Source organism: Streptomyces beihaiensis, from assembly GCF_026274175.1.
Lineage (GTDB): Bacteria > Actinomycetota > Actinomycetes > Streptomycetales > Streptomycetaceae > Streptomyces > Streptomyces beihaiensis.
In genome coordinates this window covers 1-16,511 of the sequence record NZ_JAPHNL010000047.1, presented here as the reverse complement: position 1 = coordinate 16,511, position 16,511 = coordinate 1, and the positions used below count along the sequence as shown (strand labels likewise).

At 71.7% G+C, this 16,511-nt stretch carries 16 protein-coding genes and 1 pseudogene; 7 read left to right on the top strand and 10 right to left on the bottom strand.

The window, feature by feature from the left end; genetic code table 11:
- The coding region (locus OFY01_RS06470; RefSeq protein WP_266597190.1) for a hypothetical protein at window positions 1-521 on the bottom strand (521 nt) is incomplete at its 3' end.
- A 49-nt stretch (window positions 522-570) separates the two neighbouring features.
- Entirely contained in the window at window positions 571-1,698 is a 1,128-nt protein-coding gene (locus tag OFY01_RS06465; protein WP_266597188.1) for a magnesium and cobalt transport protein CorA, read from the bottom strand.
- Between the two features lie 495 nt (window positions 1,699-2,193).
- Between OFY01_RS06465 and OFY01_RS06460 the strand changes: the two genes are divergently transcribed.
- Entirely contained in the window at window positions 2,194-2,868 is a 675-nt protein-coding gene (locus OFY01_RS06460) for a suppressor of fused domain protein (RefSeq protein WP_266597186.1), read from the top strand.
- Window positions 2,869-3,104: 236 nt separating this feature from the next.
- Here OFY01_RS06460 and OFY01_RS06455 read toward each other — a convergent pair whose 3' ends face one another.
- Window positions 3,105-4,361 (bottom strand): MFS transporter, encoded by a 1,257-nt coding sequence (locus OFY01_RS06455; protein ID WP_266597184.1) that lies wholly within the window; start codon window positions 4,359-4,361, stop codon window positions 3,105-3,107.
- A gap of 194 nt (window positions 4,362-4,555) precedes the next feature.
- On the opposite strand from OFY01_RS06455, the gene OFY01_RS06450 reads away from it, so the two are divergent.
- From OFY01_RS06450 to OFY01_RS06440, 3 genes are all read left to right on the top strand, one after another.
- The gene (locus OFY01_RS06450) at window positions 4,556-5,194 is read left to right on the top strand and encodes a DUF6758 family protein (protein WP_266597182.1); all 639 of its coding nucleotides are present in this window, start codon (window positions 4,556-4,558) and stop codon (window positions 5,192-5,194) included.
- A 337-nt stretch (window positions 5,195-5,531) separates the two neighbouring features.
- A complete protein-coding gene (locus OFY01_RS06445) occupies window positions 5,532-6,407 on the top strand; it encodes a PHP domain-containing protein (protein ID WP_266597180.1) in 876 nt (291 codons plus the stop codon).
- 191 nt (window positions 6,408-6,598) lie between these two features.
- Entirely contained in the window at window positions 6,599-7,204 is a 606-nt protein-coding gene (locus OFY01_RS06440; RefSeq protein WP_266597178.1) for a MarC family protein, read from the top strand.
- A 65-nt stretch (window positions 7,205-7,269) separates the two neighbouring features.
- Here OFY01_RS06440 and OFY01_RS06435 read toward each other — a convergent pair whose 3' ends face one another.
- The 3 genes from OFY01_RS06435 to OFY01_RS32525 all read right to left on the bottom strand — a co-directional run bounded on the left by OFY01_RS06435 (window position 7,270) and on the right by OFY01_RS32525 (window position 10,984).
- Entirely contained in the window at window positions 7,270-7,422 is a 153-nt protein-coding gene (locus OFY01_RS06435; RefSeq protein WP_266597176.1) for a hypothetical protein, read from the bottom strand.
- Between the two features lie 203 nt (window positions 7,423-7,625).
- On the bottom strand, window positions 7,626-8,675 hold the full coding sequence (locus tag OFY01_RS06430) for an alpha/beta hydrolase (RefSeq protein WP_266597174.1): 1,050 nt from the start codon (window positions 8,673-8,675) through the stop codon (window positions 7,626-7,628).
- Window positions 8,676-8,860: 185 nt separating this feature from the next.
- A complete protein-coding gene (locus tag OFY01_RS32525; RefSeq protein WP_407700287.1) occupies window positions 8,861-10,984 on the bottom strand; it encodes a DEAD/DEAH box helicase in 2,124 nt (707 codons plus the stop codon).
- Window positions 10,985-11,567: 583 nt separating this feature from the next.
- Here OFY01_RS32525 and OFY01_RS06415 point away from each other — a divergent pair.
- Window positions 11,568-12,323 carry a ferritin-like fold-containing protein gene (locus OFY01_RS06415; protein ID WP_407700286.1) on the top strand — a complete coding sequence of 252 codons (756 nt, stop codon included), beginning with the start codon at window positions 11,568-11,570 and terminating at the stop codon, window positions 12,321-12,323.
- Window positions 12,324-12,375: 52 nt separating this feature from the next.
- Here OFY01_RS06415 and OFY01_RS06410 read toward each other — a convergent pair whose 3' ends face one another.
- From OFY01_RS06410 to OFY01_RS06395, 4 genes are all read right to left on the bottom strand, one after another.
- The gene (locus OFY01_RS06410; protein ID WP_266597170.1) at window positions 12,376-12,645 is read right to left on the bottom strand and encodes a hypothetical protein; all 270 of its coding nucleotides are present in this window, start codon (window positions 12,643-12,645) and stop codon (window positions 12,376-12,378) included.
- Between the two features lie 299 nt (window positions 12,646-12,944).
- Window positions 12,945-13,172: a DUF3107 domain-containing protein gene (locus tag OFY01_RS06405; RefSeq protein WP_266597169.1), complete on the bottom strand. Its 228-nt coding sequence runs from the start codon at window positions 13,170-13,172 to the stop codon at window positions 12,945-12,947.
- A gap of 220 nt (window positions 13,173-13,392) precedes the next feature.
- Entirely contained in the window at window positions 13,393-14,025 is a 633-nt protein-coding gene (locus tag OFY01_RS06400) for a TetR/AcrR family transcriptional regulator (protein ID WP_266597167.1), read from the bottom strand.
- A gap of 307 nt (window positions 14,026-14,332) precedes the next feature.
- Window positions 14,333-14,551 carry a hypothetical protein gene (locus OFY01_RS06395; protein WP_266597165.1) on the bottom strand — a complete coding sequence of 73 codons (219 nt, stop codon included), beginning with the start codon at window positions 14,549-14,551 and terminating at the stop codon, window positions 14,333-14,335.
- A gap of 210 nt (window positions 14,552-14,761) precedes the next feature.
- Here OFY01_RS06395 and OFY01_RS06390 point away from each other — a divergent pair, with 210 nt between their 5' ends.
- Both OFY01_RS06390 and OFY01_RS06385 read left to right on the top strand, forming a co-directional pair.
- The gene (locus OFY01_RS06390) at window positions 14,762-15,958 is read left to right on the top strand and encodes an alpha/beta fold hydrolase (RefSeq protein WP_266597164.1); all 1,197 of its coding nucleotides are present in this window, start codon (window positions 14,762-14,764) and stop codon (window positions 15,956-15,958) included.
- An 8-nt stretch (window positions 15,959-15,966) separates the two neighbouring features.
- Window positions 15,967-16,511, top strand: a pseudogene (locus OFY01_RS06385) (hypothetical protein); the annotation flags it as partial.

Genomic DNA, 16,511 nt, shown 5'->3' with positions numbered 1-16,511 from the left:
CGCTTTCCGCGGCGGGCGAGCAGCTTGGGCAGGCCGGCCGGGACCGGATTGCGGGTGTTCGCGGGCGTCGGCAGCGGCCTGGCCGCCTGCGAACCGTCCGTCGCGGGCACGGTGGCGGCGCCGCTCACCGGCTCCAGGCGCACCACGCGGCACTCGCGCGCCCAGCGCTCCGGCATGGCCTCGCCGTCGGGCGCGTTCAGCCGCTTGCCCTTGAGGTCGCCGACCGCCGCGTCCCACTCCTGCGTGCCGGAGGCCAGTTCCACGACTTTCGCCCGCCAGCCGACGAGTCGCCCGCCCTTGTCCTTGCTGCGCACGGTGACGGTCGCCGCGCCGCCGTCGACCAGGCCGGGCAGCGGCTGCTCGCCCGGACCGTCGCCGACCACGAGCGCCGCGCCCTCGGCCCACACGTGCCACAGGGCGCGCTCGGGCCCCGAGGCGTCCACGCCGCCACGGACCCAGATCAGCCCGGACTTCTTCGTGGCCTCCTCGACGAGGGCCGCATCGAGCAGTTCAGTCGTCATGCGGCCAGCGTAACGAGCGCCACTGACACCGCCCCGCCCGCGGGCCGCCTCACAGCCAGCCGTTGCGCTTGAGGATGCGGTGGATGGCGAAGCACGCCGCGATCGTGACGCCGAGCACCAACGGGTACCCGTACCGCCAGTGCAGCTCCGGCATGTACTTGAAGTTCATGCCGTACACCCCGCACACCATGGTCGGCACGGCGATGATCGCCGCCCACGACGTGATCTTGCGCATGTCCTCGTTCTGGGCGACGGATGCCTGGGCCAGGTTGGCCTGGAGGATCGAGTTGAGCAGTTCGTCGAAGCCGATGACCTGCTCCTGGACGCGCTCCAGGTGGTCGGCGACGTTGCGGAAGTACTTCTGGATGTCCGGGTCGATCAGCCGCATCGGCCGTTCGCTCAGCAGCTGAAGCGGGCGGCGCAGCGGGCCGACCGCGCGCTTGAACTCCAGGATCTCGCGCTTGAGCTGGTAGATGCGGCCCGCGTCGGTGCCGCGCGGGGAGCCCTTGCCTGGCTGCGAGAAGACGTCCGTCTCGACCTCGTCGATGTCGTCCTGCATCGCCTCCGCCACCGCGAGGTACCCGTCCACGACGTGGTCCGCGATGGCGTGCAGGACGGCGCTCGGGCCCTTGGCGAGCAACTCCGGGTCGTCCTGGAGGCGGTGGCGCAGGGCGCGCAGCGAGCCCTGGCCGCCGTGCCGGACGGTGATGAAGAAGTCCCGCCCGGTGAAGCACATGACCTCACCGGCCTCGACGACCTCGCTGGTGGCGGTGAGTTCGGCGTGCTCGACGTAGTGGATCGTCTTGAAGACGGTGAAGAGCGTGTCGTCGTACCGCTCCAGCTTGGGCCGCTGGTGGGCGTGGACCGCGTCCTCCACGGCGAGCGGGTGCAGCCCGAACTCCTCGGCGATACCGGCGAATTCGGCCTCGGTCGGCTCGTGCAGGCCGATCCAGGCGAATCCGCCGTCGCGGCGCACCCGCAGCCGTGCCTCACGCGGCGTCAGGCACTCGTCGGACTCGACGCGGGCGCCGTCGCGGTACACGGCGCAGTCCACGACCGCGGAGACGTCGGGGGCGCAGCGCCCGGCGTCTCCGCGGAGGTCCTCGCTCCCGTAAGGGGCGGCGCTCTTGCGCAGCGCGGGGCGGACGGCGGCACGCAGGTCGCGGATCATCGACATGGGCAGGCTCCTTCGCGGGCGGGGGCCGCCGCGCGGCGGGTGGAACTACCCGGAATGAGGACGTCCTGGCCATACGGGCAGGCCGCACGTCCACAAAGCGGGGAGCACCGCACCGACGCTGGGGCGGCTTCGCTTACTGACGCGGATCACGTGGATCACGTGGATCGCGGAAATCAGGCGGAAACGAAGTGCTCTTCCGGCACACCCGGGCGGCCCGGCACGGGAAGTGCCGCCGACTGCGAAACGGAACGGTGTGCGGCCCTAGAGGCCGGAAGAACGGGTGGTACTGCACGGTCGACTTCGATCCATGACAGCCCCACCTCCTCCGGCCGGTCCCCCGTGGGGGACGTCTCATCCCCTGTCAGGGGACGTCTGTCGGGCCGGGACTCGAGAGCACGCTCGGCGTACCGTCCCGACCAGCGGCCAAGACTATCAGCCCACTGACGGTGGCGGGCCTCGTCTTTACCCGTTGCGGGCGAGTTCTATGCTCACGGAATGGCAGAAGTTCTAGCGCTGGTCGAGGCCCGGCTGCGGACGGCCCTGGGCGAGCCGGACGCGCGCGCGTCCGTCACGTTCCTCGGTACGGACCGCATCGAGGTGCTGAGGTTCACCGATCCCGGTCAGGAGGCCGGGCAGGAGACCGGTCAGGAGGCCGGGCGGGAGAGCGGGCGGGACGCCGGGCGGACGGCGGGGAAGGGGCCCGGCCCGGGCGTGGTCAGATACGCCACCCTCGGCATGTCGGCCTCTCCGATGTCCGACCCCACCGCCGCCCTCGCCGACCCGCTCAAGGGCCCACGCGCGGAACTCGTCCTGACCGTCCGCGCGGGCCTCGCCGACACGGACAAGGTACTGCGCCCGCTCGCCGTGCTCGCCGCGTCGCCGCAGGTGGAGGGCGTCGTCGTGGCGCCGGGTGCCTCGCTCGACGTGGGGGAGCCGCTGTGGCCCGGCGCCCCGTTCACCTCGGTCCTGGTGGCGGAGCCGGGCGGCCTGGTGGAGAACCTGGAGCTCGACGATCCGATGGAGCCCGTACGGTTCCTGCCGCTGCTGCCCATGACGGGGAACGAGGCGGCGTGGAAGCGGGTGCACGGCGCGGACGCGCTGCAGGAGAAGTGGCTGAGCGCCGGAACGGACCTGCGCGATCCGCTGCGCAGGTCCGTTCCGCTCGACTAGGGCCGGTCCGGCGGATCAGGTCGGATTCGGTCGACCGTGCCGATCGGTGCTGCTGAGCGGGGCCTGGTGCGTCGAGAGGCGAGGCGAAGAAGGGTGGCGACGCGCAGCGTCGGCAACCGACGACAACGCCGCAGGCCGGCGTGCCAGGGCTGGCGACCCCGGCGCAATCCGCCGGACTGGCCCTGGGGGCCCGACAGGCCGTTGGCCTGAAGTCTCCGGACCACCGGCCCGAAGTCTCAGCTCGCGAAGACGGTGACGCCGTCCTCGGTGGCGTGCCGCGGCGCCAGCTCCTCCGCCTCGTGGGTGAGCGAGCCGCGGCGCGCCCAGACCACGCCCGCACCGAGCACCGCCGTCACCGCGGCGACCACGAACGGGATGTGGATGTCGCTCCACTCCTCGATCTTCGGCGCGAAGTACGGGGCGGCCGCGGCCGCGAACCAGCGCACGAAGTTGTACCCGGCGCTGGCGACCGGACGCGGCGCGTCCGAGACGCCGAGCGCCAGCTCTGTGTAGACGGTGTTGTTCACGCCGATGAACGCGCCGGAAAGGATCGTGCAGACGACGGCCGCGGTGTGGCTGCCGTACCCGAGGACGAGCACGTCCACGGCGAGCAGCACCAGCGAGCCGCCGAGCACCTTGAGCGAGCCGAACCTGGCCTGCATGCGTGGCGCCACGACGACCGAGAACAGGGCGAGCAGCACACCCCAGGCGAAGAAGACGCCGCCGGATTTGTACGGAGTCATGTTCAGCACGAACGGCGTGAAGGCCAGCACCGTGAAGAACGTGTAGTTGTAGAAGAACGCAGAGACCGCGGCGGAGGCGAGACCGCCGTGGCCGAGGGCCCTGATCGGGTCGAGCAGCGCGGTCTTGCGGGCGGGCTTGGGCTGGTCCCGCAGGAACGCGGTGATGCAGATGAACCCGATGGCCATCAGGACAGCGGTACCGAAGAACGGGTAGCGCCAGCTCGCGTAGCCGAGCAGCGCGCCCACCAGCGGCCCGCACGCCATGCCGAGCCCGAGCGCCGACTCGTACAGCAGGATCGCGGCGGCGCTGCCTCCCGCCGCCGCGCCGACGATGACCGCGAGCGCGGTCGACACGAACAGCGCGTTGCCGAGGCCCCAGCCCGCCCGGAAGCCGACCAGTTCACCGACGGAGCCCGAGGTGCCGGCGAGCCCGGCGAAGACCACGACGAGCGCGAGCCCGGCCAGCAGCGTCTTCTTGCCGCCTATCCGGCTGGAGACGAACCCGGTCACCAGCATCGCGACCGCGGTGATCAGGAAGTACGAGGTGAAGAGCAGGGAGACCTGGCTGGGCGTCGCCTCCAGGCCCTTGGCGATCGACGGCAGGATCGGGTCGACGAGCCCGATGCCCATGAAGGCGACGACGGACGCCCCCGCGGTCGCCCAGACCGCTTTCGGTTGCCGCAGAATGCCGCCCGCGCCGGCGTCGAACGGGTCCGCCCCGGCGGGGCCCCCTGTACTGCTGTGGCTCATCCCTGCCCCTCTTCCTTCCCGCTCCCCGGGTCCCTGCCCCTCGGGGAGATCGTTGACGTATGCACATATTAAGTTAGGGCAGCTAATTAATGCAAGATGCATGAATCCTTCCAGGTCGGAACGCCCACGCCGTAGCCGCCCGGACGGGTGATCGTCCTTGACGCGACGCGGCGCGGGGAGGACCGTAAGGATTTATGAGGGGCGAACCCAGTTGCCCGAAGTGTGGTGGCCGGGTCAGGGCTCCCGGACTCTTTTCCGATTCGTGGCAGTGCGATGTGCATGGCACGGTGCATCCGCTGCAGCCCGTGATCCCGCCCAGCGTCGACGCGCTCAGTGTCGTGGTGCGCCGAGCCAAGGTGCCGGTGTGGATGCCGTGGCCGTTGCCGGTCGGCTGGCTCTTCACCGGCGTGGCCAACGCGGGGGACGACCGCAGCGGCGGCCGCGGCACGGCCGTCGCCTGTTCGGGCCCCGGACCGCTCGGCGGCATCGGCGAGATGGTGCTCGTCGCGGAGGAGCTCGGCGTCGGGCTCGGCGCGCGGTACGCGGGCATCGAGGGGCCCGACCCCGGGCCGCGGATGGACGTCTCGGGCGCGCCGCCGGTCAAGGTGCTCGCCGCGGGCCGGCCCACGCCGCTGTGGCATGTCACCGGCGCCCCGGACGACCGGGCCGTCTTCGCGGGTGAGGCCCGCGGGCTCTGGCTCTGGGCGATCGTCTGGCCGGAACAGACCGGGTTGCTGATGTACGACGAGCTGGTCCTGGCGGATCTGCGGGAGGCGGGCGCCGAGGTGGAGATGGTGCCGTGCGGGGCGTTGTCGCCCCGGATCCTGGAGTAACGGGGACCGGCGACCATTCGACCGGCGTCCGAGGGGTGACCGGCGACCGGCGGCCGAGGGGCGATGATCGAGGATCGAGGGGGCGGCCGAGAGGGGTGGCCGAGGATCGAGGGGTGGCGGCCGAGGACCGAGAGGCGGAGGTCGAGGGGCGGCCGCAGGGGATCGAGGGGCGGCGGCCCAAAGGGGGTGGCGGCAGGGGAACGAAGCCCTCGGGGTGGCGGGGGCTGTGTCCAGGTGTGCCGGAAGGGTGCTGCGTCGGGCGGTAAGACCCCGTTGTCCGTGCCGCTATCCTTGAGCGGTCACCCGTCCGTCCGCTCGAGCCTGGAGGTATGCAGCCGTGCGCATCGACCTGCACACCCATTCCACGGCGTCCGACGGTACGGACACCCCGGCCGAGCTGGTGCGCGCCGCCGCGGCCGCCGGTCTTGACGTCGTCGCGCTCACCGACCACGACACCACCCGCGGCCACGCCGAGGCGATCGCCGCGCTCGACGGGCTGCCCAGGGAGCTGACGCTCGTCACCGGTGCCGAACTCTCCTGCCGCGTCGACGGCGTGAGCATGCACATGCTCGCCTACCTCTTCGATCCCGAGGAGCCGGAGCTGCTGCGCGAGCGCGAGCTCGTCCGTGACGACCGGGTCCCGCGCGCCAAGGCCGTGATCGCCAAGCTGAACGGGCTCGGTGTCCCGGTCACCTGGGAGCAGGTCTCCCGCATCGCCGGGAACGGCTCGGTCGGCCGCCCGCACATCGCCTCCGCTCTGGTCGAACTCGGCGTCGTGCCCACGGTCTCCGACGCGTTCACGGAGGACTGGCTCGCCGACGGCGGCCGGGCCTATGTCGAGAAGCACGAGACCGACCCGTTCGAGGCGATCCGCCTGGTCAAGGCGGCGGGCGGGGTCACCGTCTTCGCCCACCCCGCCGCCGTCAAACGCGGCCGCACCGTCCCCGAGGCGGTGATCGCGAAACTGGCCGCCGCCGGTCTCGACGGCCTGGAGACCGACCACATGGACCACGACGCCGAGACCCGGGACCGCCTGCGCGGCCTGGCGGGCGACCTGGGCCTGCTGGTCACCGGCTCGTCCGACTATCACGGCAGCCGCAAGACGTGCCTCCTCGGCGAGTACACGACCGACCCCGAGGTCTACGGGGAGATCACGCGCCGCGCCACGGGCGCCTTCCCGGTCCCGGGCGCCGGTGGACTCGGTGCCGCTTGACAGGCTGACGGATCGACCGGCCGGTCGTTGAGACCGGCTCACCGACCGGCCGCCGCGGCCGCCGCCGCTCCCACGCGGCTCCTGACATCGCCGAGCCCACTGGCGCGCCCTGGTGCTCGGTGCGTCCGGACGCGCACATGTGCCCGGACCACGTTCCCCCTCCCGCTCAACTTCGCAAGGCAAGCCCCACTGTGTTCGACGTCGCCGTCTTCGGGTCCCTTTTCCTCACCCTTTTCGTGATTATGGATCCCCCCGGGATCACCCCGATCTTTCTCGCCCTCACCGCCGGCCGGCCCGCCAAGGTCCAGCGCCGCATGGCCCTCCAGGCCGTGTGCGTCGCCTTCGGCGTCATCGCCGTCTTCGGCGTCCTCGGCCAGCGGATCCTCGACTACCTGCATGTCTCCGTCCCGGCCCTGATGATCGCGGGAGGGCTGCTGCTCCTGCTGATCGCGCTCGACCTGCTGACCGGCAAGACGGACGAGCCGAAGCAGACCAAGGACGTGAACGTCGCCCTCGTACCGCTCGGCATGCCGCTGCTCGCCGGGCCCGGGGCGATCGTCTCGGTCATCCTGGCCGTGCAGAAGGCGCACACCTTCCAGAACCAGGTCTCGGTGTGGTCCGCGATCATCGCCATCCACCTGGTGCTGTGGTTCGTGATGCGCTACTCGCTGCTGATCATCCGCGTGATCAAGGACGGCGGCGTCGTCCTGGTGACCCGGCTCGCGGGCATGATGCTCTCGGCCATCGCCGTGCAGCAGATCATCAACGGGGTGACCCAGGTGATCCACGCGAGTTAGCCGGGCGACACGAAGCCCCCGTACGCGGCGCGTACGGGGGCTTCGACGTCTGTGCGTCTGCGCCGTTACGAGGCGGTGGACTCGGTCGGGCGGATGTAGAGGCGCTGCCCGATGGCGGCGGCCTGCTGAACCATCCGGTTGACGGAGGCGGCGTCCACGACGGTGCTGTCCACGGCGGTGCCGTCGACGTCGTCGAGTCGCATGATTTCGAAGCGCACGGGCTTCTCCCTTCGTCTGGTGATCCTCCTGAAGGAGAACTACTGGTGCGGGAACGCAAGTCTCGTCCCGCAGGACGGCCAGGCGATTGCCTGACCGTTAAGAGTGGATTGCGCGGCTACAGTGCCCCGCGTTCTGTATGCGACAACGAGTTGCTCGCAGCAAACATTCCCTACGCTAAAGAAAATTTTCGAGAAGCTAACTACTAGCGAGTAGGGTGCGGGTGCCGGTCCCAGAACGCGGCCAGGGCCGCCGCCGTCGGCTCGGGACGGTCGGTGTTGGGGGAGTGTTCCGCACCGGAGATCACCGACCGTTCGGCGCCGAGCCGTCGGGCCATCTCGTCGAGCAGCGGCACCGGCCAGACGTCGTCCCGCTCGCCCGACAGCACATGAGCCGCAACGCCGGCCGCCGAGAGCGTCTCCGCCAGCTCGGCCACCCGATTCGGCTCGCCGCACAGCTGCCGTCCGGTGGCGATCAGTTGGGCAGGACTGTTGCGCAACCAGCGCTGCCGTAGACCGTCACGACCGTCGTCGCCGCTATCGCCGCTATCGCCGGTGCCGGTCGCGCTGCCCGTGGCGTCGGCCGTAATGCCCGCGCCGTCGGCCGTGCTGCCCCTGGCGTCGGCCGTAATGCCCGCGCCATCGGCGGTGATACCGGCGCCATCGGAGGTGATGCCTGCATCCGTGTCGCCCTCGGCGGCTGCGAAGGCCTGCATGGCCTCCCAGACCTCCGCCATGTCGAGCGTGGCCAGGGCGTCCCGCAACAGCTTCACGCGTTCCTGCTGAGACGGCGTCACGGCGGCAGGGCCGGATGACATGAGGGTCACAGTGGCGAACGGCGCGGGGTCCGCGATGACCGCGGCGCGTGCGATGAGCCCACCGAGCGAATGGCCGAGCAGATGCAGCTTCGGCCCGACCTCGGCCCGCCCCTGCCCGGCGAGGGCCGCGGCCTGGGCGAGGACGTCGCGCGCCAGCTCGTCCTGGGCGTAGGGCGCTTCGTCGTCGCGCGGGCCGGCACTCTCGTACTGGCCTCGGCCGTCCACGGCGACCGTGCGGTACCCGGCGGCGCTCAACGGGCCGTGCAGCGCGATGAAGTCCTCCTTGCTGCCGGTGAACCCAGGCAGCAGCAGCGCGGTGCCGCGCACCGGACGGCCTGGCTGCGGTTCCGCTACGAGCGTGGCGAAGTCGCCTCGGGCGGTGGCCAGTCGGTGTGCGCGGACGCCGGGCGGCGGGGTGAAGGTCGCGGGCCTGCTCATGCCGTGAGGTTACGTCGCCGGGGCCGCGGCCGACGACGTGGGCGGCCGTCGGCAAGGAGGTCCATGGCGTCGACGGCCGATGGCGGGCGCGGTTCACGGCGCCGGCCCCGGCTCCGGTTCCGCGTCTGCGGGACCAGGGCCGGGGCCGGTGTGATGCCGTGCGGCTGCCGTTCCGTGCCTCCGGGTCAGGCCTCGGTGGCCTCGGCCGGTGCGGCGGCGGCCGCCTTCTTGCGGGTCCGGCGGGGCTTGGCGGGCGCCTCGGCCGTGTCGGCGGCGGCCTCCGGCGCGGCGGCCGCCTTCTTGCGGGTGCGGCGCGGCTTGGCCGGTGCGTCCGCCTCGGTGGTGGCGTCGGTCGGCTCGGTGGTGGGGGCTGCGGCCTTCTTGCGGGTGCGGCGCGGCTTGGCGTCGGTGGCTTCTGCCGTGTCGAGCGTGGCCTCGGCCGCCGGTGCGGTCGCGGTCGCCTTCTTGCGGGTGCGGCGCGGCTTGGCCGGTGCCTCTGCCTCGGTGGTGGCGTCGGTCGGCTCGGTGGTCGGGGCTGCGGCCTTCTTGCGGGTGCGGCGCGGCTTGGCGTCGGTGGCCTCCACCGTGTCGGCGAGGGTCTCCGCCGCCTCGGCCGGTGCGGCCTCAGCCTTCTTGCGCGTACGACGACGGGGCTTGGCGGGAGCCTCCACCTCGGTCGCTTCCGGCGCCTCGGCGACCGGGGTGACGGGAGTGACCGGAGTGACGGGAGCGTCGGGCGAGGCTGACTCGACCGACTCGGTCGCCGTCTCCGCCACGGTTTCCGCGACGATCGTCGCAGCCGCCCCGCCGCGCGTACGGCGGCGACGGCGAGGCGTACGCGGCGCAGTGGCGGCGTCCTCGTCGTCGATCGGCGTCACCGGGGCACCGGCCTCCGCGGCCTGTGTCACCTTCGGCGCTTGCGCGCCCGTGGTCTCCACGGCACCCGCGGGCTGACCCGCGACCGGCTGGCCGCCGCGCGTGCGGCGGCGACGGCGCGGGGTGCGTGCGGGGCGTTCCTCGTCTCCCTCAAGGCCCCGATGGTCACGGTCACGGTCGCGGTCGCGATCACGCGACGGACGTCCACCGCGGCCGCCGCGCGGTGAAGCGCCGCGGCCTCCGGTCTCGCCCAGGTCCTCGATCTCCTCGGCGTCCAGTCCCGCGCGCGTGCGCTCGGAACGCGGCAGCACACCCTTGGTACCCGCCGGGATGCTCAGCTCCTCGAAGAGGTGCGGCGAGGACGAGTACGTCTCGATCGGGTCGTTGAAGTCCAGTTCGAGCGCCTTGTTGATCAGCTGCCAGCGCGGGATGTCGTCCCAGTCGACCAGCGTGATCGCGATGCCCTTGTTGCCCGCCCGGCCGGTGCGGCCGATGCGGTGGAGGTAGGTCTTCTCGTCCTCGGGGGACTGGTAGTTGATGACGTGCGTGACGCCCTCGACGTCGATACCGCGCGCGGCGACGTCCGTGCAGACCAGCACGTCCACCTTGCCGTTGCGGAACGCGCGCAGCGCCTGCTCGCGCGCACCCTGGCCGAGGTCACCGTGGACCGCGCCGGAGGCGAACCCGCGCCGCTTGAGCTGGTCGGCGATGTCGGCCGCCGTCCGCTTCGTACGGCAGAAGATCATCGCGAGCCCGCGGCCGTCGGCCTGCAGGATGCGCGCGACCATCTCGGGCTTGTCGAGGTTGTGCGCGCGGTACACGTGCTGCGCGATGTTGGCGACGGTCGTGCCCTCGTCGTCCGGCGCGGTCGCGCGGATGTGCGTGGGCTGCGACATGTAGCGGCGGGCCAGGCCGATGACGGCGCCCGGCATGGTCGCGGAGAAGAGCATCGTCTGACGCCGCGGCGGCAGCATGTTGATGATCTTCTCGACGTCGGGCAGGAAGCCCAGGTCGAGCATCTCGTCGGCCTCGTCGAGGACGAGGCACTTCACGTGCGAGAGGTTGAGCTTCTTCTGGCCTGCGAGGTCGAGCAGACGGCCCGGCGTGCCGACGACGACGTCGACGCCCTTCTTCAGGGCCTCGACCTGCGGCTCGTAGGCGCGGCCGCCGTATATGGCCGCGACCCGCACGTTGCGCACCTTGCCCGCGGTCTGCAGGTCGTTGGTGACCTGCTGGCACAGTTCGCGCGTCGGGACGACGACGAGGGCCTGCGGCGCGTCGGTCAGCTGCTCGGGCGTGGCCCGGCCCGCCTCGACGTCGGCGGGGACGGTGACCCGCTCCAGGATCGGCAGACCGAAGCCGAGGGTCTTGCCCGTACCGGTCTTGGCCTGGCCGATGACGTCCGTGCCGGAGAGGGCGACGGGGAGGGTCATCTCCTGGATGGGGAAGGGGCTGATGATGCCGACGGCCTCAAGGGCCTCGGCGGTCTCGGGCAGGATGCCGAGCTGTCGGAAAGTCGTGGGCGTAGGCTGCGTAGTCAGGATGTTGCCTCTTCTGTGAGACGCGGCGCGAGGCGAACGCGGGGGTCGAAACCGCGCCGGTGGTACGCCTGGTACGCCGGTCCGATCCGCGGATGCGGGTGAACCAGATGGCGCGGGACCACTGCCGACGCTCGAGCGCTCGTACCGCTGAGGGCCCTTCCTCGATCCGTACGTCATGTGACGCACGACCCGGAAGGCTGTCGGGTCGGAGCCGATCGGGCCACCGACCGGGCATCCTCATGCATGGGCCCGTCGTACACGCTGACACGCGGCCAGGCACGATCCGATCGACTCACGTGATTCGACGGTCGGCCTGCGGATTGCACAGATTGCTCCGGCTGCGCTGGCAGCTTGCACTGGGCGGGCTCTTTACCACCATACCCCGGATGTGCGCATGTGCGATGGCCGAACAGCTCACGTATCCGTTGTCACACTCCTTGACCAGGAAGTTCCGTGACGCGCCCGGCGGGCTATTGTGCGCTTCATGGAGACGCCTGACAACGCCACGCCGTCCGCCGACCAGACCCCCGCCGCGACCGGTATCGCCGCCCAGGACTGGGCCACCGCGTCCGCGGACGAGAACTACCGCGCTGCCGTCGTCGACCTGCTCGGCGCGCTCGCGTACGGCGAACTGGCGGCGTTCGAGCGGCTCGCCGAGGACGCGAAACTGGCGCCGACGCTGGCCGACAAGGCGGAACTGGCGAAGATGGCGTCCGCCGAGTTCCACCACTTCGAGCAGTTGCGCGACCGGCTCGCGGAGATCGGCGCCGAGCCGACCGGGGCGATGGACCCGTTCGTCGGCGCCCTCGACGGCTTCCACCGGCAGACCGCACCTTCGGACTGGCTGGAGGGCCTGGTCAAGGCGTACGTCGGCGACTCGATCGCCAGTGACTTCTACCGCGAGGTCGCCGCCCGCCTCGACTCCGACACCCGGTCCTTGGTGCTCGCCGTGCTCGACGACACCGGGCACGCCTCGTTCGCCGTGGAGAAGGTGCGCGCCGCCATCGACGCCGACCCGCGCGTGGGCGGTCGGCTCGCGCTGTGGGCGCGGCGGCTCATGGGGGAGGCCCTGTCGCAGTCGCAGCGGGTCGTCGCGGACCGGGACGCGCTCTCGACCATGCTGGTCGGCGGCGTCGCCGACGGCTTCGACCTGGCCGAGGTCGGCAAGATGTTCTCGCGGATCACCGAGGCGCACACCAAGCGGATGGCCGCGCTGGGGCTGGCCGCTTGACGCCCGCGTGAAGCCCCCTCGCGCCTCCCGTCCCTGACGGCTGCTGTCGCGGTCAGACCGTGGCTGAGCGCCGCGTTCTCCCGCGGCCGGGGCGCAGCAGCAGCGACAGCAGCGCCGTCGCCATGACCGCCGCGCCCACGAGGGTCGCGGCCTCATGGTCGGGGCCGAGCGCGCTGTGGGTGACGAACGCCCCGAACAGGCCACCGGCGATGCCCGTCGGCAGGACGAGTGCGCGCTGCGGCAGCCGGTGCGGGATGCGCCGGCCCGCCGTCCAGGCGAGAGCCAGGCCGAGCAGTGCGGAGCCGAGAGCTTCGAGCAGCATGGCGAGGATTCCTCCCGCGCGGCCGAGGGGTGCAAAACGGTCGTAGCCGGTCTACCCCTCGCGAGCGGAACGCAATCCTCCCCGTGTGGGCGCGCTGTGCGTGGCCTGTGGAGAGGGACGCGACGACAGCAGGGGAGAGGGATGCGGCGAAAGCAGGGGACGTAGAGCAAGGGGAGAGCCAGAAAAAGCCACGGAAAGCAAAAGCCAGAAAAGGCAGGGGAAAACAGGGCAGGGGCCCCGACGGCGACGTGCCGTCGGGGCCCCTGCCCTGCTTCGTCCTGTTCGTCCTGCGGCGTCGCCTACAGCGGGCCGAAGCCGACCTTGCGTGCCGTCGGCTCGCCGAGCTCCACGTAGGCGAGACGGTCGGCCGGGACGAGGACCTTGCGGCCCTTCTCGTCCGTGAGTGAGAGCAGCTGAGACTTGCCCGACAGTGCCTCGGACACCGCGCTCTCGACCTCCTCGGCGGACTGACCGCTCTCCAGAACGATCTCGCGGGGCGCGTGCTGCACGCCGATCTTGACCTCCACGGCCTTGTCCCTCCGACGATCCGTGATGTGCGCGGAAGACCGCGCCGTACGCAGGAAAGATTAGCCCGGTGAGGCGATGTACCCGGCGCTCCACCCGCACGCCAATAGCGAACAGACCGAGCGGAGTCGGCAGGGCGAACAGGTGCGGCGGGCGACCGGGGGACACCGGCGGGCGCCCCCGGGCGAGCGGCGGGTGGTGCCCGGGGGCGGCCGCGAGGCGTTACGCCCCGTGCAGCGGGAACCCGGCGATGCCGCGCCAGGCCAGGGATGTCAGCAACTGCACCGCCTTGTCGCGCGGCACCGGGCTCTCGCTCGACAGCCAGTAGCGCGCGACGACCTGGGAGACGCCGCCGAGCCCCGTGGCCAGCAGCATCGATTCATCTTTGGAGAGGCCGGTGTCCTCGGCGATCACGTCCGAGATGGCCTCGGCGCACTGGAGGCTGACCCGGTCCACGCGCTCGCGCACCGCGGGTTCGTTCGTCAGGTCGGACTCGAAGACCAGGCGGAACGCGCCGCCCTCGTCCTCTACGTACGCGAAATAGGCGTCCATGGTCGCCGCGACGCGCTGCTTGTTGTCCGTGGTGGAGGCCAGGGCCGTGCGGACCGACTGCAGCAGTGCCTCGCAGTGCTGGTCGAGCAGGGCAAGGTAGAGCTCGAGCTTGCCGGGGAAGTGCTGGTAGAGCACCGGCTTGCTGACCCCGGCCCGTTCGGCGATGTCGTCCATCGCGGCCGCGTGGTACCCCTGTGCGACAAACACCTCCTGGGCCGCGCCCAGGAGCTGGTTGCGTCGGGCACGGCGCGGCAGGCGTGTGCCCTTGGGGCGCGCTGCCTCCGTCTGCTCGATGGCTGTCACGCCGCCTCCCAAAATCGTCCGTGTGCGGGTATGCGCCGCATCGACATCGTACTTTTGGGTAACCGTGAATGGCGCGGTGCGAGCGCAGAATTTCACGGACCGGACGGCCGCGAAAGCCCCACGTCCGCCACCTCTGCCCGCAAAGGGGATATTCCGCCGCGCGACGGGCTCGGGGCCGCCTGCCAGATCCTGCCTGCCGGTAGCCGCCCGCCCAGTACCTGCCTGACGGTAGCCGTCCGCCGGTAGCCGCCCGCCGAGTACCTGCCTGGCGGTAGCCGTCCGCCGGTATCTGCCTGCCAGTAGCCGCTTAGCGGTAGTCGTCCTCGTCCAGCGCCACGACCCGGGCCTGTTCGGCGCGGTCCGCCTCGTCGGCACTGTCGGGGTCGGCCGTCAGGTCAGGGGACTCGTCCTGCTCGGGCGTGAGATCGGCGGACTGCTCGGCGGCGTCGGCCTCCGGGGCCTCGGCACCGATCTCCGAGGGTTGGCGGTCCGAGAACGTCTCCGGGTCGCCTGGGTCGACCGTCATCAGTGGCTCCCTTCCTCACCTGTCCGTGATTGGACGGGTGCCCTGACATCGAGCGTAGAAGAGTCCCGGTGCGGACGCTACGCGGTGTTGCCACACACCACCCGGACGGTGTCATGCGGGCCGCGTGGGCGTCACCCCGAAGCTCGTGGGGTCCCTCATGTGACGGCGAACACACAAGCCACTGCGTGATCGTCTCGTAACATATGCCGCATGGCTTCGACCGACTCGCCGCGCGTGCCCCCAGCAGTCCCCACATCGGCGGCTCAGCCGAGCGCGGCCAGGGCCGCCGAGGGGGAGCGGCTCAGATCGGTCGGACTACCGGGGCTCACGCTCTCGGTCCGCTCGCGCTCCGGCGCCCGTGAGGGCTTGCCGCCCGCGTTGTACGTGCACGGTCTGGGCGGCTCCTCGCAGAACTGGTCGGCGCTGATGCCGCTGCTCGCGGACCTCGTCGACGGGGAGGCGGTCGACCTGCCCGGCTTCGGGGCGTCGCCGCCGCCGGACGACGGCAACTACTCGGTGACCGGGCACGCGCGCGCGGTCATCCGATATCTCGACTCGCAGAATCGTGGTCCCGTTCATCTCTTCGGCAATTCGCTGGGTGGCGCCGTCACCACGCGCGTGGCGGCGGCCCGCCCCGACCTCGTCCGGACGCTGACCCTGGTGTCGCCCGCGCTGCCCGAGATCCGGGTGCAGCGCACCGCCGTTCCCACCGGACTGCTCGCGATCCCGGGCGTGGCCGGGCTCTTCACACGGTTGACCCGGGACTGGACCCCGGAGCAGCGGGTGCGCGGCGTCATGGCGCTCTGTTACGGGGACCCGAACCGTGTCACCCCGGAGGGCTTCAGGTCCGCCGTCGACGAGATGGAACGGCGACTCCAGCTCCCGTACTTCTGGGACGCGATGGCCCGCTCCGCGCGCGGCGTCGTGAACGCGTACACGCTCGGCGGTCAGCACGGTCTGTGGCGGCAGGCCGAGCGAGTACTCGCGCCGACGCTGCTCGTCTACGGAGGGCGCGATCTGCTGGTCTCCTACCGGATGGCGGCGCGCGCGGCGCGCGCGTTCCGGGACTCGCGCCTTCTCACGCTCCCGGACGCGGGGCATGTGGCGATGATGGAGTACCCGACCACGGTCGCCACGGCGTTCCGTGAACTCCTGGCCGACACCGCCGCTGGCGCCGAGTTCGGCGCGCTGTACGCGGAGAGGGGCGCTGCCGCGAGCCGGACGCCGTCCTCGGATGCGTCCTCGCCGGGTGCGTCCTCACCGAGCGCGTCTTCCCCGAGCACCCCGTCTACGAGTACGTCTCCTACGAGTACGTCTCCTGCGAGTACGTCTCCTGCGAGTACGTCTCCTACGGGTACGTCTTCTACGAGCACACCTTCTACGAGTACGTCGAATCCGGAGAGCTGAGGCAGCCCGTGGGACGGCACAGTCGCCGCGGACCGGCGGACAACCGCGATACCACCAGCACGCCCCCCGCGTCCGACAAGCCCGCGCAGCCGGGGCCGGGCACCGGACGGAGGCGCAGGGCCGCAGCCCCGGACGCGCCGCCCGGGCGCGGGCACACGCCCGCCCACCCCGGCGACGCGCAGGTGAGGGGTGGTCACCCCGAGCAGTCGGAGACGGTCGCCCGGCCACCCGGTCACGGCTGGAGCCGGGGCCCGAACGTGGCCGGGCCGGTGCGCAACGCCACCCCGGGGCCGCAGGCGGCACCGCCCGTCGGGCCGGCCCGGGTGCCTGGCCAGCGGGCCCCGGGCTCCAGGCCGCCCCGCCAGGACTACCTGGACGCGTTCGACGCGCCCGCCGCCGATCCTTTCGGGCCGGTCACGGAGTGGAGCGCGGAGGCGGAGGGGCCACCGCACTCCCGCCCGCCGTACGGTGCCGCTGAGGCGGGGGCGGGCGACGGCGTCGACGGCCCTGACGGTGTCGGCGGCGGGAGTGGCGACGAGGACGAGCTTGGCGG